The sequence below is a fragment of the Pseudomonas sp. PA-5-4B genome (assembly GCF_021606215.1).
Taxonomy (GTDB): Bacteria; Pseudomonadota; Gammaproteobacteria; order Pseudomonadales; family Pseudomonadaceae; genus Aquipseudomonas; species Aquipseudomonas edaphica.
Genome location: NZ_WKDB01000019.1, coordinates 74,644 through 98,767, shown reverse-complemented (window position 1 = coordinate 98,767; position 24,124 = coordinate 74,644). Strand labels below are relative to the sequence as shown.

The following is a 24,124-nucleotide window of genomic DNA, read 5'->3' as shown; positions in this document are numbered from 1 at the left end:
CGAGGCAAGAGCGCGAAAGTCGCGCTCATCGCCTGCATGCGGATACTGCTGATCAGACTAAATGCCATGCTGCGAGACGGTACAGAATGGCGCTGACGGACGGTGGGTTAAGACAGTTGCTCCCACATTTGATCTTCTTTCGGCTTTAGCGCCGCGCAATATCTGAAAAATAAAACTTATCCAACGTATGCCGCGACTCGGTGTACTCGAACTGCCTGCCATCCTGCAAAAACGTCTGGTTGCTCACCACAATCACATGGCTTTGCCCATCCAGATCCAGATGCGCCTGGTCGTCCTTGCTGCGCGGCAGAGCTTCGATGGTGCGCTGCGCATAACTGATCTGCAACTCCAGCGTCTGTTCGATAAACGCATAGATCGACTGCTCGGCGATGTCGCGGTCCAGGCCGGGGATCAGGTCAGCCACAAAGTGGTTGATGTCCAGGATCACGCGTTTGCCGCCGATGCGCCGTACCCGTTTGATGCGGGTAATCAGAGCGCCGGGCGCGGCTTCGATGTGTTGCAGCAGCGAGCCTTCGAGCGGGAACTGGCTGAATTCGACTACTTCGGTGCGTACGTCATCGCCCAGGTCAGCGTGGGTTTCGTGGAAGCTGACGATGCCGCCCAGTTGGAACTCAATGGGGTTGGGCGACAACACAAACGTGCCCTTGCCGTGGATTTTTTGCGCAAAACCACGCTCCTGCAACTGCTCGATGGCGCGGCGCACCGTGCCACGGCTGGCCTGGTAGGCGTCCATCAGTTCGGTTTCAGAGGGAAGGCGCGTACCGCGTTGCAGGCGTTCAGTGGTGATGCTGGCAAGCAGATCCGTATAGATCTGGTTGTATTTGCTCATGGGGATGGCTCTGTGCCGGCTTGATGAAAGTGAACGGCGGGTTCAAGGCAGGAACCTTAGTGGCAGAGGTGGGCTTTGTCCATTGGACCTGCGTGGAATTAGGGAAATGTCTGACTTCAAATTCAGAAAAATAAACTTTATGTAACTCGTACAGACGAGTTATTGATTTAACTCGTACATACGAGTACTTTTGCCCACGGCGTGCTGCCAATGACTGCCCCCAAATAAAAAAACCAAAGTGGAAACCAAGCATGAGCCACGACTATTCCAATATTGCCCGCGAGATTCTCGAGAACCTCGGGGGCAGCGACAACCTTGAGCAAGCCGCCCACTGCGTGACCCGCCTGCGCCTGGCGCTCAAGGACCCGAGCCTGGTCAACAGCAGCGCGTTGAACCAGGTCGATCTGGTCAAGGGCTCGTTCTTCACCGGCGGCCTGTTCCAAGTGGTGATCGGCCCCGGCGAAGTGGAAAAGGTCTATGCCGCCCTGCGTGAGCAGACGGGTCTTGCGGCTTCGACCATCGCTGACGTCAAGCAGAAGGGCGCCGACAAGACCAACGCCATGCAGCGTCTGGTGCGTGTGTTCTCCGACGTGTTCATGCCGATCCTGCCCGCGCTGATCATCGCCGGCCTGCTGATGGGCGTGAACAACCTGATGGGCGCCAAGGGCATGTTCATCGAGGGCCAGACGCTGCTGGAGGCGTATCCGAACCTGGATGGCCTGTGGAGCCTGATCAACCTTATGGCCAACACCTCGTTTGTGTTCCTGCCGGCGCTGGTGGGCTGGTCGGCGGCCAAGCGCTTCGGCGGCAGCGAAATCCTCGGTATCGTGCTTGGCCTGATGCTGGTGCACCCGGACTTGCTCAACGCCTGGAACTACGGCAAGGCGGTGGCCGGGCTCGATGGTCAGAGCCTGCCGTACTTCGATATTTTCGGTTGGTTCAAGATTGAGAAGGTGGGTTATCAGGGCCAGATCCTGCCGATCCTGATGGCGGCCTATGTGATGAGCGTGATCGAGAAATGGCTGCGGGCACGCGTGCCTAACGCCATTCAACTGCTTGTGGTGCCGATCACCACTATCGTCGTCACCGGCGTGTTGGCGCTTGCCATCATCGGCCCGGTGACCCGTCACCTCGGCATCCTGATTACCGAAGGTGTGGTCACCCTGTTTGACCTGGCGCCGATGGTTGGCGGGGCGATTTTCGGCCTGTTGTACGCGCCGCTGGTGATCACCGGCATGCACCACATGTTCCTCGCCGTGGACCTGCAACTTATCTCCACCCAGGGCGGCACCTTTATCTGGCCGATGATCGTGATGTCCAACCTGGCCCAGGGCAGCGCCGCACTGGGCGTGTTCTACATGACCCGCAACGCGCGGGACAAAAGCATGGCCTCGACCTCGGCGATTTCCGCTTACTTCGGCATTACGGAACCGGCGATGTTCGGCGTGAACCTGCGCTTCAAGTTTCCGTTCTATGCCGCGCTGCTGGGCTCGGCGCTGGGCAGCATTTTCCTGTCACTTAACAAGGTGACGGCCTCGGCCATCGGCGTGGGTGGCTTGCCTGGGTTTATCTCGATCATTCCGCAGTTCATCCCAAGTTTTGTGATCGGGATGGTCATCGCCATGGTCGTGCCGTTTGTTCTGACCTGTGCGTTGAGCATGAAGATTGTGCGGCCGGGGTATCGCGTCGCTTGATCGATCGCTATCGCAGGCAAGCCAGCTCCCACATTTGAATGTGTTCACACAGCAAAGTGGGAGCCGGGCTTGCCCGCGATGAGGCCCTCAAAGCCAGCACACAACTCAATTGAAGGAACCCACCATGCAAGACTGGCAACACTCGGTGATCTACCAGATCTACCCCAAAAGCTTCCACAGCCACGCGGGTAACGCCACCGGTGACCTGCTGGGCATCGTGGACAAACTCGATTACCTCAAGTGGCTGGGCGTGGATTGCCTGTGGATCACCCCGTTCCTGCGCTCGCCGCAACGCGACAACGGCTACGACATCAGCGACTACTACGCCATCGACCCCAGCTACGGGACCATGGCCGATTGCGACCTGCTGATCAGCGAAGCGGCCAAGCGCGGCATCAAGCTGATGCTCGACATTGTGGTCAACCACACCTCCATCGAGCATGAGTGGTTCCAGCAGGCGCGCAGCAGCCTCAACAACCCGTACCGCGACTTCTATATCTGGCGCGACCAGCCGAACAACTGGCAATCCAAGTTCGGCGGTTCGGCCTGGGAATACGAGGCGCAAACCGGCCAGTACTTCCTGCACCTGTTCGACCATACCCAGGCCGACCTCAATTGGGACAACCCCAACGTGCGCGCCGAGGTGTACCAGTTGATGCGCTTCTGGCGTGACAAAGGCGTGGGTGGCTTCCGCCTGGACGTGATCAACCTGATCTCCAAGCCTGCCGATTTCCCCGAAGACAACACCGATGGCCGCCGCTTCTACACCGACGGCCCGAACGTGCATGAGTACCTGCAGGAAATGCACCGTGAAGTCTTCGAAGGGCACGACCTGATCAACGTCGGCGAGATGTCGTCCACCAGCCTTGAGCACTGCATTCGTTATTCGAATCCGGCGTCCAAAGAGCTGTCGATGACCTTCAACTTTCATCACTTGAAAGTCGATTACCCGAACCTGCAAAAGTGGGTGAAGGCCGACTTCGACTTCCTGCAGCTCAAGCAGATTTTTTCCGACTGGCAACTGGGCATGCAGGCCGGTGGCGGCTGGAACGCGCTGTTCTGGTGTAACCACGATCAGCCGCGAGTGGTCTCGCGTTTTGGTAACGACGGCGAGTACCGCGTGGTCTCGGCCAAGATGCTCGCCACTGCGCTGCACTTCCTCCAAGGCACGCCGTATGTGTACCAGGGCGAAGAGCTGGGCATGACCAACCCGGGTTTCGACAAGATTGAGCAGTACCGCGATGTCGAGACCCTGAACATCTTCCGCCTCAAGCGTGATGCCGGTGAGTCCGAGGCGTCGAGCATGGCGGCGATCATGCAGAAGTCGCGCGACAACAGCCGCACGCCAATGCAATGGAACACCCAGGCCAATGCCGGTTTCAGCAGCGGTGAACCGTGGATCGGCATCCCGGCCAACGCGGCGCAGATCAACGTCGAAAGCCAGCTGGATGACCCCGATTCGGTGCTGCATCACTACCGCGCGCTGATTGCGTTGCGTCGTCACGAGCCGCTGATCCAGGAGGGCGTTTATCGCCAACTACTGCAAGACCACCTCCAGGTCTGGGCGTATCTGCGCGAAGGCGATGGCGAGCGCTTGTTGGTACTCAACAACTTCTACGGCACAGCCTGCGAAATCCAACTGCCGGAAGGCGTCCTCAGTGCGGCGAACGAGCAACGCCTGCTGATCAGCAATTACCCCGACTGCCCGTTGCGTTCGAGCACGGTGGTGTTGCGCCCGTATGAATCGTTTGTGCTGCACCTCAAGGACTGAGACCCGCTGCATCCCCCGTATGGGAGTGCGGGGGCGCTTCACCAAAAAACATAATAAAAATATCGGAGTGCTTCATGAAAACAACAATAAAGCTGGGCCTCATTGCTTCATGTCTTACCGCACCTTTTGCCGTTCAAGCCCTGGAGTTTGCCGGCTACTTGCGCAGCGGCGCGGGGACTTCAACAGGCAGTGGCAAGCAACAGTGTTTCCAACTGCCGGGGGCGCAATCCAAATACCGCCTGGGCAACGAATGCGAGCAGTACGCCGAACTCGAGTTGCGCCAGGACCTGTTGACCCTCGACGACGGCTCGGTGCTGAGCGTCGATGCCATGGCATCGCTGTACAACAAATACGACCGAGCCCTGAAGTTCCAGGGTGAGGACAACGGCTCGGCGCGCATGCCGCAGATGTACGCGCAGTGGTCCAACCTGCCCAGCCTCAATGGCGGCTCGGTGTGGGCGGGGCGCCGTTACTACAAGCGTAACGACATCCATATCTCTGACTTCTACTACTGGAACCAGAGCGCCACGGGCGGCGGTGTCGAGGACGTTAAAATCGGCGACCTCAAATACAGCTACGCGCTGTCGCGCAAGGACAACCTCTACCAGAAGGAATACGCCACCCGTCACGACTTCAACGTGGCAGGCTTCAAGACCAACCCCGGCGGTGAGCTGGAGTTTGGCTTGAGCTATATAGAAAAAGCCGGCGGGCGTGAAGCCAACAGCGGTTGGGCGATCACCGCGCAGCATGTGCAAAAACCGTTTCTTGGCGGCAAGAACAAATTCGCCTTGCAGTACGGCGAAGGCCCCGGCACGGGTTTGGGATATACCGGCGATACCGCCTTGGACAAGAGCAGCAAAAGCTACCGCGCCGTGGAGTTTTTTGACTGGCAGGTGACGCCGCGTTTCGGTGGGCAGGTCGAGGCGGTGTATCAAAAGGATATCCGCCCGGGCAGCCAGGACCAGACCTGGATGTCCATCGGTGTGCGCCCGGCGTATGCCATCAGCGAACAGTTCAAACTGGTCACCGAGCTTGGGCATGATCAAGTCGAGGCCGCCGGCGGTACGCGCAAGCTGAGCAAATTCACCTTCGCCCCGACCTGGTCGCCCAACGGCCCGGATTTCTGGGCACGGCCGGAAGTGCGGTTGTACTACACCTATGCAACCTGGAACGAAGCGGCCAAGCGCGCGGCGAACGAACTGGCGGCGGGCTCGGCGTTGTCCGACACCGGCGCCTACGGCACGGCGCGGCATGGCTCGAATGTGGGTGTGCAAGTCGAATATTGGTGGAAATAGCTCGGTTTTAAGTGAACGCTTTTTAGGTGGGAGCTGGCTTGCCTGCGATAGCAACCCCTCGGTCTTACTGAGACACCGAGTCGCCGGCATCGCAGGCAAGCCAGCTCCCACAGTGGATCGTCGTTCGCCCTATGATTTTTACAGAACAAAACAGCAGGTGAAGTCATGACCACAACTCAACCCCTGGAACTGCTGGCGCCCTTGTCCGGGGTGCTGCTGGCGCTGGACCAGGTGCCTGACCCGGTGTTCGCCAGCCGCATGATCGGCGACGGCCTGTGCATCGATCCCACCTCGCAGACCCTGTGCGCGCCGTTGGCCGGGGTGATCAGCAATATCCAGGACACCGGGCATGCGGTCAGCGTCACCGGCGACAACGGCGTGCAGGTGCTGATGCATATTGGCCTGGACACGGTGCACCTGGCTGGCAAGGGCTTCACCCGTCTGGTCGAGGAAGGCCAGCGGGTCGAGGTCGGGCAGCCGTTGATCGAGTTTGATGCCGACTACGTGGCGCTCAATGCGCGCAGTTTGCTGACCTTGATGCTGGTGGTCAGCGGCGAGCCGTTTGTGTGGCTGGCATCGGGCAGTGGCGCGGTGGAGGTGGGCCAGCCGCTGTTGCACGTCTCACCCGGCCAGGCCGCTGAAACCGTGGGCGAGGAGGAAGGCGATGCACTGTTCTCCAAACCGCTGACGTTGCCCAATGCCAACGGTTTGCACGCACGCCCGGCCGCCGTGCTGGCCCAGACGGCCAAAGGTTTCAACGCCAGCATTTACCTGCACAAGCAAACCCAGAGCGCCAACGCCAAGTCATTGGTGGCGATCATGGCGCTGCAAACCGTGCAGGGCGATACCTTGCAAGTGAGTGCGGCGGGAGAGGATGCCGATGCGGCCATCAAGGCATTGGTAACCCTGCTGGCGCAAGGTTGCGGGGAGGCAGTCGAAGAGTCTGTTGCGCCTGTTGAAACGCAGTCACCCGAGTCATCGGCGACCTTGTTGCGCGGCGTGTGTGCTTCGCCCGGCTCCGCGTTTGGCCAGGTGTTTCAAGTGGCGGAACCCGAGTTGCACATCGAGGAACAGGGCGCGGGTGAATCCGTTGAACACGCTGCGCTGAGCCGCGCCTTACTGGTAGCCACCGAAGCGCTGCAAGTGTTGCAAGACAAAGCGGTTGGCAGCGCCCAGGCGGAAATCTTCCGCGCCCATCAGGAACTGCTTGAAGACCCGACCCTGTTGGAGCAAGCCCATCGCCTGCTCACCGAAGGCAAGAGTGCTGCCTTTGCCTGGAACAGCGCCACGGCCGCAACCGCCAAGCTATTTCTCGGCCTGGGCAGTGCGTTGCTGGCTGAGCGCGCAGCGGATTTGGCCGATGTTGGCCAGCGTGTGCTGAAGTTGATCCTCGGTATTGAGGACAGCGCCTGGGCGTTGCCGGATCGTGCGATCGTGATTGCCGAGCAACTGACCCCCTCGCAAACCGCTGGCCTCGATACGCGCAAAGTGTTGGGGTTCGTCACCGTCGGCGGCGGCGCCACCAGCCATGTGGCGATCCTGGCGCGTGCCCTTGGTTTGCCGTCGTTGTGCGGCGTTCCGGTACAGGCACTGGCGCTGGCCAACGGCAAGCAGGTGCTGCTCGATGCCGACAAAGGCGAGCTGCACCTGGAGCCTGACCTGGCCGCTGTCGAGCAACTGGCCGCTACCCGCAAGCAACACATACTGAGACGTGAGCGTGAGGTGGCGCAGGCCGCCTTGCCCGGTATCACGCGCGATGGTCATCATGTCGAGATCACGGCCAATGTCGCCTCGTTGCAGGAGGTCGAGCAATCCCTGGCCTTGGGCGGTGAAGGCGTTGGCCTGTTGCGTTCGGAGTTTCTCTACCTGGACCGCAATCGCGCGCCCAGCCCCGAGGAGCAAGCCGGCACCTACAGCGCCATCGCCCGAGCCCTGGGCAGCGAACGCAATCTGGTGGTGCGCACCTTGGATGTGGGCGGCGATAAACCTTTGGCCTATGTGCCGATGGAGCGCGAGACCAACCCGTTCCTCGGCCTGCGTGGTATTCGCCTGTGCCTGGAACGCCCTGAATTGCTGCGCGAGCAGTTCCGCGCGATCCTGGCGAGTGCCGGATTTGCGCGGCTGCATATCATGCTACCGATGGTCAGCCTGCTGTCGGAGCTGCATCTGGCGCGCAAGATCCTTGAAGAGGAAGCGCTGGCGCTGAGCCTGACCGAGCTGCCAAAGCTGGGCATCATGATCGAGGTGCCGTCTGCGGCCTTGATGGCAGATGTCTTCGCGCCGCATGTGGATTTCTTCTCCATCGGCACCAATGACCTCACCCAATACACCCTGGCCATGGACCGCGACCACCCGCGCCTGGCAAGCCAGGCCGACAGCTTCCATCCGTCGGTATTGCGCCTGATTGCCACCACGGTCAAGGCCGCCCACGCCCATGGCAAGTGGGTCGGCGTGTGCGGCGCGTTGGCGTCTGAAGCACTGGCGGTGCCGGTGTTGATCGGGCTGGGGGTGGATGAACTGTCGGTCAGCGTACCGCTGATCCCGACCATCAAGGCCACCGTGCGCGAGCTGGACATGGCCGACTGCCAGATCATCGCCCGCCAGGTGCTTGGCCTGGAAGAAGCCGCCCAAGTACGCGAGGCCCTGCGCCTGTACCACGCGGCCACTGTTGAAACCTCACCTGTCGTGGAGCACTGAGCATGTTCGAGAAATTACAGCACGCATTCTGGAAGGCCCTCACCCCGGACTTGATTGCCGAAACCGTGGTGGCGCCTGCGCAGGGTCTGTTGTCGGCCGAGGTACTGAGCGCATTGGGCGGTGTGGATAACCTCAAGTCGCAACAGCGCGTGGCACTGACGCGGGTGCGGGTGCAGTTGCAGGATGCAGGGCGGCTGGATGCGCAGGCGCTGAAGGCGGCGGGTGTTGCGGGTGTGATGGTGTTAACGGGCGGGGTCGTGCATCTGCTCACTGGCCTATAAAACGACGAGGATCAACTGTGGAAGCCGGGCTTGCCCGCGATAGCGGTGTGTCAGGAAACGAATATGTTGACTGGCTAGCCGCTATCGCGGGCAAGTCGAATCGTCGCACCGCCGCTCCCACAGGGGTATGGGTCGTTTGGGCGATTGGGTTTACAGCTGCGGGTTATCTTCCGGCGGCTTGGTCTTGTCGATACCCGGCACGTGCAAGTTGCCTTCCACCACTTGGTTGCCTTCCAACTGCGGCTGGGTCACCCAGGTGAGAATGTCGTAATACCGCCGGATGTTCGCGACAAAATGCACCGGCTCGCCACCGCGGGCATAACCGTAGCGGGTCTTGCTGTACCACTGCTTCTGCGACAGGCGCGGCAGCATCTTCTTCACGTCCAGCCACTTGTTCGGGTTCAGGCCGTCTTTCTTGGCCAGCGTGCGCGCATCTTCCAGGTGGCCGGTGCCGACGTTATAGGCGGCGAGGGCGAACCAGGTGCGGTCCGGCTCGGCAATGCTGTCGTCCAACTCATCCTTGATCTTGGCCAGGTACTTGGCACCGCCCATGATGCTTTGCTTGGCGTCCAGGCGGTTGGACACGCCCATGGCCTGGGCGGTGTTCTGGGTCAGCATCATCAGGCCGCGCACGCCGGTCTTGGAGGTGACGGCCGGTTGCCACAGCGATTCCTGATAGCCGATGGCCGCCAGTAGGCGCCAGTCGACCTTTTCTTCCTTGGCGTAGGCGCGAAAGTGTTTCTCGTACTTGGGCAGGCGTTGCTGCAAATGCTGGGCGAAGGTGTAGGCGCCGACATAGCCGAGTACATCGACATGCCCGTAGTAACGGTCTTTCAGTCGCTGCAGGGTGCCGTTTTTCTCAACCTTGTCCAGGTAGCTGTTGATCTCGTTGAGCAGGCTATTGTCTTCCCCCGGCGCCACGGCCCAGCTCTGGTTGCTGGCATTGCCGAGGTCGAAGGCCACGCGCACGTTGGGGAAGTACACCTGGTTCATCGCCACTTCGTTGGAGTCCACCAGGGTCAGGTCGATCTGGCCCTCGTCCACCATGCGCAGCAGGTCCACCACCTCCACGGCGTCGGACTCTTCGTATTCAATCGCTGGGTTCTGCTTTTTAAGTGCCGCCAATTGCTCGGCGTGGGTGCTGCCTTTGAGCACCATGATCTTCTTGCCCACCAGGTCTGCCGGGCCGGTGGGGCGCGACTGGCCGTTGCGGTAGATGATCTGCGGCGTGACTTCCAGGTACGGATGGGAGAAACGCACCTGTTGCGCGCGCTGCTCGCTGCTGACCAGGCCGGCGGCCGCAAGAACCGGACCGTTGGGTTTGCCCAGCTGGCCGAACAGGTCATCGAGATTATCCGCGGTCTCGATCTCCAGCTTCACGCCCAGGTCATCGGCAAAGCGCTTGACCAGTTCGTACTCGAAACCGGTTTCACCGTTGCGGTCCTGGAAATACGTGGCCGGGCTGTTCCGGGTAATCACCCGCAATACGCCATCCTCCTTGATTCGCTCGAGCGTGCTGGGCTTATCAACACAGGCGCTGAGCATCAGGAAGAGTCCGGTTGCGATCAGCCATTTGGCGCATCGCGGGCGTAAAGCAGTAGGGGAGAACATCTGCGCAGTATACGCAAACGGCCCTCGGCGCCATATCTCGACAGCAGCGGACTTGTCTGCTAGCACCCGCAAAACCGGGCTGCAGCCCGCAGAAACGTGGGTTGGCGAGGGTTTGTGACGGTTAAAATAACTGCGCGCCAACCCCAGGATTTCGCCCCGAAAGCGTGCAATCGCTGCCAACTGACGTTCGGCAGCGGCCAGCCGTGCCGTTTCGAGTGCCGTTGGCGCAGGTTTACGCTAGAATGCACGGCCTCAAAGCACACCCCCTTCCCGAGGCTGTCCCGAAGATGTTGATCCTGCGCGGCGCTCCTGCCCTTTCTGCCTTTCGCCACAGCAAACTCCTTGAGCAACTGAGCCAAAAGGTTCCAGCTGTTACAGGCTTGTATGCTGAATTTGCTCACTTCGCCGACGTAACCGGCGTCTTGACCGCCGACGAACAGCAAGTGCTCGCACGCCTTCTGAAGTACGGCCCCAGCGTTCCCGTTCAAGAGCCGACCGGCCGCTTGTTCCTGGTTCTGCCGCGGTTCGGCACCATCTCGCCCTGGTCGAGCAAGGCCAGCGACATCGCCCGTAACTGCGGCCTGTCGAGCATCCAGCGCCTTGAGCGTGGCATCGCCTTCTACGTGGCTGGCCAGTTCAGCGACGCTGAAGCCGAGCTGATCGCCAGCAGCCTGCACGACCGCATGACCCAGATCATCGTCAGCCAGCTGGAACAGGCTGCCGGCCTGTTCAGCCACGCCGAGCCCAAGCCGCTCACCGCGATTGACGTGCTCGGCGGTGGCCGCGCCGCCCTCGAGAAGGCCAACACCGAACTGGGCCTGGCGCTCGCCGAAGACGAGATCGACTACCTGGTCGACGCCTTCAACGGCTTGAAGCGCAACCCGCACGACATCGAGCTGATGATGTTTGCGCAGGCCAACTCCGAGCACTGCCGTCACAAGATCTTCAACGCCAGTTGGGACATTGACGGCGAAAGCCAGGAAAAAAGCCTGTTCGGCATGATCAAGAACACCTACGTGATGCACAGCGAAGGCGTTCTGTCGGCTTATAAGGACAACGCTTCGGTGATCGTCGGCTCCGTCGCCGGCCGTTTCTTCCCGGACCCTGAAACCCGCCAGTACGGCGCGGTGCAGGAGCCGGTGCACATCCTGATGAAGGTTGAAACCCACAACCACCCGACCGCGATTGCCCCGTTCCCGGGCGCAGCGACAGGTTCGGGCGGCGAAATCCGTGACGAAGGCGCCACCGGCCGTGGCGCCAAGCCAAAGGCTGGCCTTACCGGTTTCACCGTGTCCAACCTGCAGATCCCGGGCTTCGAACAGCCGTGGGAAGTGCCGTACGGCAAGCCTGAGCGCATCGTCACCGCACTCGACATCATGATCGAAGGCCCGCTGGGCGGCGCCGCGTTCAACAACGAGTTCGGGCGCCCGGCGCTGACCGGTTACTTCCGTACCTTCGAACAGTCCATCACCACCCCGCGTGGCGATGAAGTGCGCGGTTACCACAAGCCGATCATGTTGGCCGGCGGCATGGGCAACATCCGTGAAGAACACGTCAAGAAGGGCGAGATCCTGGTCGGCTCCAAGCTGATCGTGCTCGGCGGCCCGGCGATGCTGATCGGCCTGGGCGGCGGTGCAGCCTCCTCCATGGCCACCGGCACCAGCTCGGCAGACCTGGACTTTGCTTCCGTACAGCGCGAAAACCCGGAAATGGAACGCCGCTGCCAGGAAGTCATCGACCGTTGCTGGCAGTTGGGTGACAAGAACCCGATCAGCTTCATCCACGACGTCGGCGCCGGTGGTTTGTCCAACGCCTTCCCGGAACTGGTCAACGATGGCGACCGTGGTGGCCGTTTCGAACTGCGCAACATTCCAAACGACGAGCCGGGCATGGCCCCGCACGAAATCTGGAGTAACGAATCCCAGGAACGCTACGTACTGGCCGTTGGCCCTGAAGACTTCGCGCGCTTCCAGGCCATCTGCGAACGTGAGCGTTGCCCGTTTGCCGTGGTCGGCGAAGCCACTGCCGAACCACAGCTGACGGTCACCGACAGCCACTTCGGCAACAGCCCGGTCGACATGCCGCTGGAAGTACTGCTGGGCAAAGCCCCGCGCATGCACCGCTCCGCCGTGCGTGAAACCGAGCTGGGCGATGACTTCGACCCAAGCACGCTGGAACTGGCCGACAGCATCGAACGCGTGCTGCACCATCCGGCCGTGGCGAGCAAAAGCTTCCTGATCACCATTGGCGACCGCACCATCACCGGCCTGGTGGCCCGTGACCAAATGGTTGGCCCATGGCAAGTGCCGGTGGCCGACGTTGCCGTCACCGCCACCAGCTTTGACGTGTACACCGGTGAAGCCATGGCCATGGGCGAGCGCACGCCGCTGGCCCTGCTGGACGCCCCTGCGTCGGGCCGTATGGCGATTGGTGAAACCCTCACCAACATCGCCGCTTCGCGCATTGGCAAGCTGTCCGACATCAAACTGTCGGCCAACTGGATGTCCGCTGCCGGTCACCCAGGTGAAGATGCGCGCCTGTACGACACCGTCAAGGCTGTCGGCATGGAGCTGTGCCCGGAACTGGGTATCACCATTCCGGTGGGCAAGGACTCGATGTCCATGGCCACCCGTTGGAACGAAGACGGCACCGACAAGAGCGTGACCTCGCCGCTGTCGCTGATCGTGACCGGTTTTGCCCCGGTCACCGACATCCGCCAGACCCTGACCCCGCAACTGCGCATGGACAAGGGCACCACCGATCTGATCCTGATCGACCTGGGCCGTGGCCAGAACCGCATGGGCGCCTCGATCCTCGCGCAAACCCACGGCAAACTCGGCAAGCACGCGCCGGACGTGGATGACGCCGAAGACCTCAAAGCCTTCTTCGCCGTGATCCAGGGCCTGAACGCCGACGGCCACCTGCTGGCGTACCACGACCGTTCCGACGGCGGTTTGCTGACCAGCGTTGTCGAAATGGCATTTGCCGGTCACTGCGGCCTGAACATTGTGCTCGACAGCGTTGCCGAGGATGCTGCCGAAATCAACGGCATCCTGTTCAATGAAGAGTTGGGCGCCGTGATCCAGGTTCGCCAGGACGCCACTCCGGACGTACTCGCACAATTCAGCGCCGCTGGCCTGGACGACTGTGTGGCGGTGATCGGTCAACCGATCAATAACGGTGAAATCAATATCTCCTTCAATGGCGATACCGTGTTTGCCGGCCAGCGCCGCTTGCTGCAACGCCAGTGGGCCGAGACCAGCTACCAGATCCAACGCCTGCGTGATAACGCCGACTGCGCCGAGCAGGAATTCGACGTGATCCTGGAAGAAGACAACCCGGGTCTGAGCACCAAGCTCAGCTTCGACGTCAACCAGGACATCGCCGCGCCTTACATCAAGAAAGGCATTCGCCCACAAGTTGCCGTACTGCGAGAGCAGGGCGTCAACGGCCAGGTGGAAATGGCGGCCGCGTTCGACCGCGCCGGCTTTAATGCGATCGACGTGCACATGAGCGACATCCTCGCCGGTCGCGTTGACCTCAATGAGTTCAAAGGCCTGGTCGCTTGCGGTGGTTTCTCCTACGGTGACGTGTTGGGTGCCGGTGAAGGCTGGGCCAAATCGGCCCTGTTCAACAGCCGTGCGCGCGATGCGTTCCAGGGCTTCTTCGAGCGTAACGACAGCTTCACCCTGGGTGTGTGCAACGGTTGCCAGATGATGTCCAACCTGCACGAGTTGATCCCGGGCAGCGAGTTCTGGCCGCACTTTGTGCGTAACCGTTCCGAGCAGTTCGAAGCCCGTGTCGCCATGGTGCAGGTGCAGGAATCCAACTCGATCTTCCTGCAAGGCATGGCCGGTTCGCGCATGCCAATCGCCATCGCCCACGGTGAAGGCCACGCTGAATTCTCCAGCGAAGAAGCCCTGCTCGAAGCCGACCTGTCCGGTTGTGTGGCGATGCGTTTCGTCGACAACCACGGCAAGGTCACAGAGAGCTACCCGGCCAACCCGAACGGCTCGCCGCGCGGGATCACCGGCCTTACCAGCCGCGACGGTCGCGTGACCATCATGATGCCGCACCCGGAGCGTGTATTCCGCGCCGTGCAAAACTCGTGGCGCCCTGAAGAGTGGAACGAAGACGGCGCGTGGATGCGCATGTTCCGCAACGCTCGCGTGTGGGTGAACTAAGGCGGTGTACAAGCTTGCCTTCTTTGTGCCCGCCAGCCATGTGGAGACGGTGAAAACCGCCGTCTTCGCCGCCGGCGGCGGGCGCATCGGCAACTACGACAGCTGTGCCTGGCAAGTGCTGGGCCAGGGCCAATTCCGCGCGTTGGACGGCAGCCAGCCGTTTCTTGGGCAGGTGGGCCAGGTTGAAGTGGTTGAAGAATGGAAGGTTGAGCTGGTGGTGGCGGATGAGTTGATCGTGGCGGTTGTAGCCGCGTTGAAACTCAGCCATCCCTATGAGACACCGGCGTATGAGGTGTGGCAGTTGGCGGATTTTTGATTCGCAGGTTGCAGAAACAAGAAACCCGCTGGGCCAGTTTGGTCAGCGGGTTTTTTGTTGGTTGTAAGGGCCAATCGCAGGCAAGCCAGCTCCCACAGTTTGATCTGTGAATACGTTCAAAATGTGGGAGCTGGCTTGCCTGCGATGGCGCCGGGACAGGCGCCCCAGATCTTTCCCACAGGCTTTTCAGGTTGTCCCTAGGAACTCGCCTTATTAACCTTTGCCAGTCGCTGCCAATTCAGCGATCGGGACTGCAAGCCCGCCGAAACCTCACCAGTTACTCCTAAGCGCCTTTATAATTGCGGCGCTTTTTCATGGTCGTCATTTATGGCGGCTGTGTGCGGGAGACCTTCGGGTCTACCGAGGTGCTGGTGGGACTCGGTCTTGCAGGCCCGCGCACAGCTGCCACCCATCATCTGCAAGTGATGCTGGTAGTTCCTAAATTCTCACTAGGAAACACACCATGATCAAAGACAGTCCAAATCCCCCATCTGATTCTCAGCCCACCGATCAAATCTTCACCGTACTTCCTAACCTGAACAGCGAAACCCTGCTCGCCAATGCCTCCCAAGACCTGGCATCAGTACAAGCACTGGCAGGCAATCTGGCTTTTGACATCGACGGCCCACAGCGTGATGCGGTGCTGGGGATTCATCGGATGCTTGAAGGTATTCAGTTGATGGTGGATAGGGTGTTGGATCTACAAGAAATCCCCATCAGCAACTGAAGACACCCACTCTGTGGCGAGGGAGCTTGCTCCCGCTGGGGTGCGAAGCGCCCCCAAAACCTGCCACAGAGTTCTTTCTGAAAGAATGTGTAGGCTGGGCAAGGGGCTGCTGCGCAGCCCAGCGGGAGCAAGCTCCCTCGCCACAGAGGTTGATCGGTCACAGTGGTGGTCAGGCGTTGATTGGTCGGGTAACCAGCCGCTCCAGTGCCTCGCCCAATCCAGTGGCCTTGTCACCAATCAACAAATGCCAAACCCCGCTGTCCAGCTGGCTCACACCCTGGCAACCCAGCGCAGTCAGGTCCGCTTCAGACAGCACCGAATCATCCCCCAGTTCCACCCGCAATCGGGTCATCGCCACCGCTTCCAGCTGGCGCACATTCGTGCGGCCGCCTAAAGCATTCAGCCACTTCTCGGCCTCTTGCACATTCACCGCGACCGGTTTATCCACAGGCTGGGCGGCCACCGGCGCACTGGCAACAAACGACGGCATCGCCAGGCGGATCTCATCCGCAATGCTGTCGGCCATCGGCCCTACGACCACCTGCAAACTCCCGCCGTTACCCGGCCGAACCACAGCCATGGCGCCCAGTGCTTTCAACTGCGCATCCACCGCCTTGTTACGATCCACCATGTCCAGGCGCAGACGAGTCGTGCACGCGCCGACACTCAGCAAATTCTCTGCACCGCCGAGTGCACTGATGTAGGCACTGGCCCGCTGGTTATCGGTCATCACCTCAGCCTGCACCACCTGGATGTCTTCACGCCCCGGTGTCTTCAGGTTGAACCGACGAATGCAATAGTTGAACACGCTGTAGTAGATCACCGCGTAAGCCAACCCGACCGGGAATACCAGCCAGCCGTTGGTGGACTTGCCCCAACCGAGCACCATGTCGATAAAGCCACCGGAGAAGGTAAAACCGAGGTGGATATTCAGCATATTGGTCACGGCCATCGACAGGCCGGTGAGCACCGCGTGGATCAGGTACAAAAATGGCGCAAGGAACATGAATGCGAACTCGATCGGCTCGGTCACGCCGGTGAGGAACGAGGTCAGCGCCATCGACAGGAAAATCCCGCCCATGACCTTGCGGCGTTCCGGCAGTGCATTGCGGTACATCGCCAAACACGCGGCGGGCAGGCCGAACAGCATCACCGGGAACATGCCGGTCATGAACTGGCCGCCTTTCGGGTCGCCGGCAAAATAACGGGTCAGGTCGCCGGTGACGATGGCGCCGGTGGTTGGGTCGGTAAAGCTGCCGAACACAAACCACGCCATGTTGTTGAGGATATGGTGCAGGCCGGTGACGATCAGCAGGCGGTTGAACACGCCAAACACGAATGCGCCAAAGCTGCCGCTTTCCATCAGCAGCACGCCGAAACTGTTGATGCCGTGCTGGATCGGCGGCCAGATCAGGCCGAAGATCACGCCCAGAGCGACCGCCGAAAACCCGGTGACAATCGGCACAAACCGTCGCCCACCAAAGAAGGCCAGGTACTCCGGCAGCTTGATGTCCTTGAAGCGGTTATACAGCCCACCGGCCATCAAGCCGCTGGCAATACCGGCGAGCATGCCCATGTTGATGGTGGTGTCCATCACCTTGAGCGTGGAAATCATCACCAGGTAACCAATCGCCCCGGCCAAACCCGCCGTGCCGTTATTGTCGCGGGCAAAACCCACGGCAATACCGATGGCGAAGATCAGCGCCAGGTTGGCGAAGATTGCTTGCCCGGCATCGTGCATCACCGCGATGTTCAAAAGGTCGGTGTCGCCCAGACGCAGCAAGAGACCGGCGATCGGCAGAATAGCGATCGGCAGCATCAGTGCGCGGCCGAGGCGTTGCAGGCCTTCGATGAAATGTTGGTACATGGCGTGTCTCCCTATTCTTGTTGTTTTCAGCTCAGCGGCCAGTGGTGTTGACAGGCTTGGCGAACGGCCTTGGCGCTGCTCAGGTCGAGCAGGCCTTGGCTCAATTGCCGGCATTGCGCCGCGTCCAGGTGACGAACGCGGTCCTTGATTTCTCCGATTTGCGGCGGGCTTACCGACAGTTCACTCACACCCAGGCCAACCAGCACCGGTGTGGCCAGCGGGTCGGACGCCAGGGCGCCGCACACACCGACCCAACGCCCATGCTTGGCGGCGCCGGCGCAGGTTTGCGCGATCAAGCGCAGCAGCGCCGGGTGCAAGGCATCCACCCGTGCGGCGAGGCCCGCGTGGTCGCGGTCCATGGCCAGGGTGTACTGGGACAGGTCATTGGTGCCGATGGATAAAAAGTCCGCGTGTTTGGCGAGTTGCTCAGCCATCAGCGCGGCGGCGGGCACTTCGATCATCACGCCCAGTTCCGGACGCTGGGTCAGCTCCAGCTCCGCGCAGAGTTCATCCAGGCGCTGGCGGATCTGCAGCAGTTCATCCACCTCACTGACCATCGGCAGCAGGATGCGGCAACGCGCCAGCGGAGACACTTGCAGCAGGGCGCGCAGTTGTTGGTCGAGCACGTCCGGGCGTACTTGCGCCAGGCGAATGCCGCGCAAGCCCAGCACCGGGTTGGCCTCAACCGGCAACGGCAGGTAATCGAGCTGTTTGTCGCCGCCCACGTCGATGGTGCGAATGATCACCGACTTGTCACCCATGGCATCCAGCACGGCCTGGTAGGCCTGGCGTTGCTCTTGCTCATCCGGCGCGGTGCGGCGGTCGACAAACAGGAATTCGGTGCGCAGCAAACCCACACCATCGGCGCCGTTCTCAAACGCCACTTTAGCCTCGGCACTGGAGGCAACATTCGCCGCCACTTCAATGTTTACGCCATCGCGGGTTTGCGCCGCTTGTTGGGCTTGGGCCTGTTGTTGCTGACGGCGCAACTTTTGCGCATCACGAATCTGGTGCACTTCGGCGTGGCGCGCCTCGCTGGGGGCCAGTTCCAGGCGACCGTTGGCCGCGTCCAGCACCACGCGTTGGCCTTGGGGCACGTCGAGCACTTCGGCGCCCAGCGCGACCACGCACGGCAAGCCTTTGCCTCGGGCCAAAATCGCGACGTGAGACGTAGCGCCGCCTTCGGCCATGCAGATACCCACGGCGTTTTGTGCGCTCAGTTGCAGCAGGTCGGAGGGGGTCAGTTCATGGGCGCTGACAATCGCGCCGGCCGGCAATTCGAAGTGCCAGACTTCCCCCAACAGCGCACGCAGTACTCGCTGTTGCAGATCGCGCAGGTCGTTGGCGCGCTCGGCAAACAGCGGTTTACCCAGGGCCAGCAACACCGCGCATTGCGCCTGGATCGCATCGCGCCAGGCGTGGGTAGCGGCGCTGCCTTGCTCGATGGCACGGGTGGCGGCATCCAGCAGCGTGGGGTCTTCCAACAGCGCAAGGTGGGCGGCGAAGATGTCTTCTTCTTCGACGTTCTTGCGTTGGCGTGCCTGTGCCAGGGTGCTGCGGATTTCTCCGCGCACGTGCTCCAGCGCGGTGTCCAGGCGTTGCAGTTGTTCGTCGGCGATGTGGTTGCCCGTGTCTTGCGGCAGTTCGATACCGGTGAGGCGAAACAGCGGCCCGCAGACCAGGCCGGGCGCGGCGCACACGCCTTGCAACACACCGGCTTCGGTGTTCGCCCGACGCGGTGTCACGACTACCGGCGCGTGGTGTTCTTCACTCACAGCAACCGACAGTGCGGCCACCAGCGCCTGCAACGCCGCCTCGCAATCCTTGCCGCGACAGGTGATGCGCACTTCATCACCTTCACCAATGCCCAACCCCATCAAGCCAATCAGGCTATCGCACGGCGCCGACTTACCGGCGAAGTGCAACTCTGCATGGCTGCTGAAACCTTGCGCGGTCTTACGCACCAGCGCGGCGGGGCGTGCATGCAAACCGCCACGGTGGGTAATGCGCACGCTGGCGCGCACTTCGGTGACAGAGTTATCCACAGCCGCCTGCAACGGCGCTACCGAACGCGCGGCAATGTGCAGCAACGGCTCACCCACCTTGACGGTTTTTCCTGCAACCGGCCGTAGCTCAAAACCCTCGCCATTAGTCAGGATAATCAGGCTGACCAGGCTTTTGCACTGGCGCGCAATGCGATCCAGATCAAACTGCACCAGTGCCTGGCCCTGGCTCACCCGTGCGCCTTCCTTCACCAGCAGGGCAAAGCCTTCGCCGTTCAATTCCACGGTGTCGATGCCCACATGCATCAACACTTCGGCGCCGTTGTCGGCACGAATCGTCAGTGCGTGCCCGGTGCGGGCGACGTGGATGATCACGCCATCACAGGGGGCGTGCAGGCAATCGTTCAGTGGGTCGATGGCAATACCGTCGCCCATGGCGCCACTGGCGAACACTTCATCGGGAACGTTGCCCAGGCTCAGCACCGGGCCACTGAGTGGGGCGCTTAGGGTCAATTCATTATTGTTGTAGGACATGGGCACGGTACTCATCAGGAAAACGCGACTCAGTGAGTGCGGGTAACTTTGCTCAGGTGGCGCGGCTGGTCCGGGTCCATGCCGCGGGCCTCCGCCAGGCCTGCGGCCATCACGTAGAAGCTTTGGATCGCCAGGATCGGGTCCAGGCTCGGGTGTTCGGCGCGGCTCAGGGTCAGGTCGCGTTCAACGATATCGTCCGGCGCGGCCAACAAGACGCGGGCGCCGCGTTGACGCATATCGGCGGCCAGGCTCAACAGCCCGGCTTGCTCGGCGCCGCGTGGGGCGAACACCAGCAGTGGGTAGTTTTCATCGATCAAGGCCATCGGCCCGTGGCGCACTTCGGCGCTGCTGAAGGCTTCGGCCTGGATCGCCGAGGTTTCCTTGAGCTTGAGCGCGGCTTCCTGGGCGATGGCAAAACCGGCGCCACGGCCAATTACAATCAGGCGTTGGCTGCTGCGCAGGGCTTCGATGGCTGGCGTCCAGTCCTGGGTGGCGGCTTCGCGCAAGCCGTCGGGCAAGGCCTGGCAGGCTTGCAGCAGCAACAGGTCCTGGTTCCAGTGGCCGATCAACTGCGCGCTGGCGCTTAAAGTGGCGATAAAGCTTTTGGTCGCTGCGACACTCTGCTCCGGCCCGGCACACAGTGGCACATGGAATTCACACGCGGCTTCCAGTGGTGAGTCTTCGGCGTTGACCATCGAAATGCTCAAGACCCCGCGTTTGCGCAGCAGGCGCAGGCTGTTGACCAAATCCGGGCTTTGCCCCGACTGGGAGAAACCGAACGCCACTTGGCCGCTGACCTTTAACGGCGCTTGCAGCAAGGTCACCACCGACATTGGCAACGACGCCACCGGAATACCCACATGCTGCATGGCCAGGTAGGCGAAGTAGCTGGCGGCATGGTCTGAACTGCCACGGGCGATGGTCATCGCCACTTGCGGCGGCTGGCGGCGCAGGCGCCCGGCCACTTCCTCCAGTATCGGGTTGAGGCGCTGCAGTTGGGCCTCCACGGCGTCACAGGAGGCCAGGGCCTCTTCAAGCATTTTTGAAGTCAATGGTTTCTCCTTCGACCATTACGTCGGTGAGTGTCAGGGAGCGGTCCATGCGCACGCAGTCGGCAAAGCTGCCCGGTTGCAGGCGCCCGCGTTCTTCCAGGCCCAAATAGTCCGCAGGAAATTGCGACAGGCGTTGTGAGGCTTCGCTGATCGGCAGGCCGATTTTCACCAGGTTGCGCAGTGCCTGATCCATGGTCAGGGTGCTGCCAGCCAAGGTGCCGTCGGCCAGGCGCACGCCGCCCAGGCATTTGGTGACGGTGTGGCTGCCCAGCTTGTATTCGCCGTCGGGCATGCCGGCGGCGGCGGTGGAATCGGTGACGCAGTACAGGCACGGGATCGAGCGCAGCGCCACGCGCATGGCGCCGGGGTGTACATGCAGCAAATCCGGGATCAATTCGGCGTACTTGGCGTGGGCCAACGCGGCGCCGACGATGCCGGGTTCGCGGTGATGCAGCGGGCTCATGGCGTTATACAAATGCGTGAAGCTGGTGGCGCCGGCGGCGAGGGCAGCGACGCCTTCTTCGTAGCTGCCCAGGGTGTGGCCGATTTGCATGCGCACGCCGCGTTCGCTGAGGGCGCGGATCAAGGCATCGTGGCCGGCGATTTCCGGGGCAATGGTGATCACCCGGATCGGCGCCAGGCGCAGGTAGGCTTCCACTTCGGCCATCAACGCGGTGTGGGCAAAGTTGGGCTGCGCGCCGAGTTTTCCCGGATTGATGTAGGGGCCTTCCAGGTGTACGCCAAGAACCCGTGCGCTGCCTGTAGGGCGCTGCTCGCAGAACGTGCCGAGTTCGCCGAGCACGCGGGAAATTTCATCCACCGGTGCGGTCATGGTGGTAGCCAGCAGCGAGGTCGTACCAAAGCGCACGTGGGTGCGGGTGATGGTCTCGAAGGCGTCGGTGCCTTCCATGATGTCTTTGCCGCCACCGCCGTGAACGTGCAGGTCAATAAAGCCTGGCAGCACGTAGGGCAGGTCATTGTCGTTCGGGTCGCACGGCGTGCCGTCGATGGCGACCACCTTGCCGTGTTCGTGCACCAGGCGGCCGCGAATCCAGCCGCCGGGCGTGAGGATGTTGTCTTCGGACATGGGCAGTTCTCTAAACCCGCAGTTCAGCGGAGTAGTCATTGCGGCGCAGCTCTGCGACGAAGTCGTAGTAGTCGTTGCGGCAGTAGGTGTCGGTGATTTCAATCGGCGTGTTGTCGGCGGTGTAGCCGACTCGGGTCATCAGCAGCATGGCGGTGCCGGGGGCGATGCCGACCAGCTTGGCGAACTCATCGGAGGCATTGATCGCCTGGATATGTTGCAGTGCGCGCACCACCGGTTTGCCGATGCTTTCCAGGTATTCGTACAGCGAATTGCCGATGGCTTGCGGGTTTGGCAGCACGGAGGCGGGCATGGCGGTCATTTCAATTGCCATTACGGTGTCGTCAGCCTTACGCAGGCGTTTGAGCCGCGCCACTTTGTCGGTCGGCGACAGGCCCAGGCGGATCAGTTCTTCGTGGGTCGGCGGGGTGATGTCGCGCTCAAGCCACTGGGACGTGGGCACAAAGCCCTTGAGGCGCAACATCTCGCTGAACCCCGACAGGCGCGACAGCGGCTGCTCCAGACGCGGGGTGATAAAGGTCCCGGAACCCTGGCTACGGCGAATCAAGCCTTGGGCAAACAGCACTTCCAGGGCTTTGCGCGCGGTGACGCGGGAAATGCTCAGTTGCTCACTCAGGACCCGTTCCGACGGCAACGCCTGTTCGGATTTCCACTCGCCGGCATGGATCGCCGCTTCGAGCTTGCGGGCCAATTGCAGGTACAGCGGCGTGGACTGTTTGTCGTCGGGGCGCAGCGCCAGTATGGGATTCATCTGTCAGGTTTCCGATGCGTTATTGGAATGTTGTCGCCCGGTATTGGCCGGAAATTAATACCACTTAAATACCATGTCAATGCAGCGAAAACAGTGCGGAAGCCTGTTTCAGCGCACATTAAGGGTGCCTGGTATCAAGTGGTATTAGAGAGGTCTTGAGTGCGCGCAGAATTGCGCAGCCCGCGCAGTGAACTGGTATTCACCGGCAGGCGCTGCCATGGGCAGGGATTTTTTTTAATTATTTTTGAGTTATTTTACAAACGGTAGGCGATTACGGACGAATCTCGATCAGGGTGCCGTCTTTGACCAGGTTCCAGACTTCGCGCATGTCCACGTTGCGCATGCCGATGCAACCGTCGGTCCAGTCCAGGGTGTGAAACCACTGTTCCGGGTATTCCTCGGTGTCGGGCGTGCCGTGGATCATGATCATGCTGCCCGGTTTCACGCCTTCGCGGCGCGCGCGGGCCGAGTCACTGATATTGGGGTAGGAGATGTGCATGGCCAGGTTGAAGCGGTCGCTGGTCTTGCGCCAGTCGATCCAGTAGAAGCCCTCTGGCGTGCGGCGGTCGCCTTCCATCAGTTTGGTGCCCTTGGGGTTTTTACCGAGCGAGATGCGGTAGCTCTTGAGCGGTTTGCCGTCGTTGATCAATTGCAACTGATGGGCGGACTTGAGCACCAGGATTTTCTCGACCGGTTTGCCGCCGAGGGTTTCCACCGTGGAGGCCGAAGACAGGCTAGCGAACGACAGGCAGATCAGAGCGAGCAACCAACGCATTAAAACGGTTTCCCTTGTAAAAGGTGCTGCCTGGAGTTATTTGGCCGGCCGCGTCATCGGCGGCACCGACTCGCTGCGCACCGGGAACAGCTGTTGCCTGCGGTCAGCGAAGAAGCATTCTAAGGTACGCCCGACCGTGCGGAAAGCCAGCTCGGACCAAGGGATGTCGGCCTCATCAAACAGCTTCACTTCAAGGCTCTCGGGGCCTGCGGCGAAGTCCAGGTCGACCAGTTCGGCGCGGTAGAAGATATGCACCTGGCTGATGTGCGGTACATCGATCAGGGTATAGATGCTCAGGTTGCGCACGCGGGCGCAGGCTTCTTCCAGGGTTTCGCGGGCGGCGGCCTGCTCTACGGTTTCGCCGTTTTCCATAAAGCCTGCGGGCAGGGTCCAGTAACCCAGGCGCGGTTCGATGGCGCGGCGGCACAGCAGCACTTTGTCGCCCCACACCGGCACGGTGCCGGCGACGATATTGGGGTTCTGGTAATGAATGGTCGAGCAGTGATCACACACGTAGCGCAGGCGGCCGTCGCCTTCGGGAATGCGTTGGGTAACCGGTTTACCGCACTGGCTGCAGAAATTCATGCTGGGGTTCCTGGAAAGTGCGTCTA

17 protein-coding genes and 1 pseudogene are annotated in these 24,124 nt (G+C 61.3%); 9 read left to right on the top strand and 9 right to left on the bottom strand.

Features of this window, described 5'->3' with window-relative positions:
- Positions 1-96, top strand: a pseudogene (locus GIW28_RS12010) (IS110 family transposase); the annotation flags it as partial.
- Between the two features lie 49 nt (positions 97-145).
- On the opposite strand, the gene treR reads toward GIW28_RS12010, so the two are convergent.
- Entirely contained in the window at positions 146-850 is a 705-nt protein-coding gene (gene treR, locus GIW28_RS12005) for a trehalose operon repressor (RefSeq protein ID WP_017139697.1), read from the bottom strand.
- Positions 851-1,101: 251 nt separating this feature from the next.
- On the opposite strand from treR, the gene treP reads away from it, so the two are divergent.
- The 5 genes from treP to GIW28_RS11980 all read left to right on the top strand — a co-directional run bounded on the left by treP (position 1,102) and on the right by GIW28_RS11980 (position 8,588).
- Positions 1,102-2,544: a PTS system trehalose-specific EIIBC component gene (treP, locus tag GIW28_RS12000; protein ID WP_017139698.1), complete on the top strand. Its 1,443-nt coding sequence runs from the start codon at positions 1,102-1,104 to the stop codon at positions 2,542-2,544.
- A gap of 124 nt (positions 2,545-2,668) precedes the next feature.
- Positions 2,669-4,315, top strand: coding sequence for an alpha,alpha-phosphotrehalase (treC, locus tag GIW28_RS11995; RefSeq protein WP_236445958.1), 1,647 nt, complete (start codon positions 2,669-2,671; stop codon positions 4,313-4,315).
- Between the two features lie 74 nt (positions 4,316-4,389).
- On the top strand, positions 4,390-5,610 hold the full coding sequence (locus GIW28_RS11990; RefSeq protein WP_169985223.1) for a maltoporin: 1,221 nt from the start codon (positions 4,390-4,392) through the stop codon (positions 5,608-5,610).
- Between the two features lie 165 nt (positions 5,611-5,775).
- Positions 5,776-8,307, top strand: coding sequence for a phosphoenolpyruvate--protein phosphotransferase (gene ptsP, locus GIW28_RS11985; RefSeq protein ID WP_017139701.1), 2,532 nt, complete (start codon positions 5,776-5,778; stop codon positions 8,305-8,307).
- Between the two features lie 2 nt (positions 8,308-8,309).
- Positions 8,310-8,588: a PTS transporter subunit EIIB gene (locus GIW28_RS11980; RefSeq protein WP_186617295.1), complete on the top strand. Its 279-nt coding sequence runs from the start codon at positions 8,310-8,312 to the stop codon at positions 8,586-8,588.
- Positions 8,589-8,738: 150 nt separating this feature from the next.
- Here GIW28_RS11980 and mltF read toward each other — a convergent pair whose 3' ends face one another.
- Entirely contained in the window at positions 8,739-10,199 is a 1,461-nt protein-coding gene (gene mltF, locus GIW28_RS11975) for a membrane-bound lytic murein transglycosylase MltF (RefSeq protein ID WP_017139703.1), read from the bottom strand.
- Between the two features lie 287 nt (positions 10,200-10,486).
- Here mltF and purL point away from each other — a divergent pair, with 287 nt between their 5' ends.
- The 3 genes from purL (at position 10,487) to GIW28_RS11960 (ending at position 15,426) form a co-directional block, all read left to right on the top strand.
- A complete protein-coding gene (purL, locus tag GIW28_RS11970; RefSeq protein ID WP_017139704.1) occupies positions 10,487-14,383 on the top strand; it encodes a phosphoribosylformylglycinamidine synthase in 3,897 nt (1,298 codons plus the stop codon).
- A 4-nt stretch (positions 14,384-14,387) separates the two neighbouring features.
- The gene (locus GIW28_RS11965; RefSeq protein ID WP_065930379.1) at positions 14,388-14,699 is read left to right on the top strand and encodes an NGG1p interacting factor NIF3; all 312 of its coding nucleotides are present in this window, start codon (positions 14,388-14,390) and stop codon (positions 14,697-14,699) included.
- A gap of 463 nt (positions 14,700-15,162) precedes the next feature.
- A complete protein-coding gene (locus GIW28_RS11960) occupies positions 15,163-15,426 on the top strand; it encodes a DUF6124 family protein (protein ID WP_176992087.1) in 264 nt (87 codons plus the stop codon).
- A gap of 169 nt (positions 15,427-15,595) precedes the next feature.
- On the opposite strand, the gene nagE is transcribed toward GIW28_RS11960, so the two are convergent.
- The 7 genes from nagE to GIW28_RS11925 all read right to left on the bottom strand — a co-directional run bounded on the left by nagE (position 15,596) and on the right by GIW28_RS11925 (position 24,098).
- Positions 15,596-17,293: an N-acetylglucosamine-specific PTS transporter subunit IIBC gene (gene nagE / locus GIW28_RS11955; RefSeq protein WP_017139709.1), complete on the bottom strand. Its 1,698-nt coding sequence runs from the start codon at positions 17,291-17,293 to the stop codon at positions 15,596-15,598.
- Between the two features lie 26 nt (positions 17,294-17,319).
- Positions 17,320-19,830 carry a phosphoenolpyruvate--protein phosphotransferase gene (ptsP, locus tag GIW28_RS11950; RefSeq protein ID WP_236458950.1) on the bottom strand — a complete coding sequence of 837 codons (2,511 nt, stop codon included), beginning with the start codon at positions 19,828-19,830 and terminating at the stop codon, positions 17,320-17,322.
- A 29-nt stretch (positions 19,831-19,859) separates the two neighbouring features.
- Positions 19,860-20,870, bottom strand: a complete 1,011-nt coding sequence (locus GIW28_RS11945) for an SIS domain-containing protein (protein WP_442963223.1) — start codon at positions 20,868-20,870, stop codon at positions 19,860-19,862.
- Positions 20,863-21,969 (bottom strand): N-acetylglucosamine-6-phosphate deacetylase, encoded by a 1,107-nt coding sequence (gene nagA / locus GIW28_RS11940; RefSeq protein WP_236445955.1) that lies wholly within the window; start codon positions 21,967-21,969, stop codon positions 20,863-20,865. Before nagA ends, GIW28_RS11945 begins: the two co-directional genes overlap by 8 nt.
- A 10-nt stretch (positions 21,970-21,979) precedes the next feature.
- Complete coding sequence (locus GIW28_RS11935) at positions 21,980-22,738, bottom strand: GntR family transcriptional regulator (RefSeq protein ID WP_099549346.1); 759 nt, start codon at positions 22,736-22,738, stop codon at positions 21,980-21,982.
- Positions 22,739-23,009: 271 nt separating this feature from the next.
- The gene (locus tag GIW28_RS11930; RefSeq protein WP_017139714.1) at positions 23,010-23,513 is read right to left on the bottom strand and encodes a L,D-transpeptidase family protein; all 504 of its coding nucleotides are present in this window, start codon (positions 23,511-23,513) and stop codon (positions 23,010-23,012) included.
- 36 nt (positions 23,514-23,549) lie between these two features.
- The gene (locus GIW28_RS11925; protein WP_017139715.1) at positions 23,550-24,098 is read right to left on the bottom strand and encodes an NUDIX hydrolase; all 549 of its coding nucleotides are present in this window, start codon (positions 24,096-24,098) and stop codon (positions 23,550-23,552) included.
- Positions 24,099-24,124 lie beyond the last annotated feature (26 nt).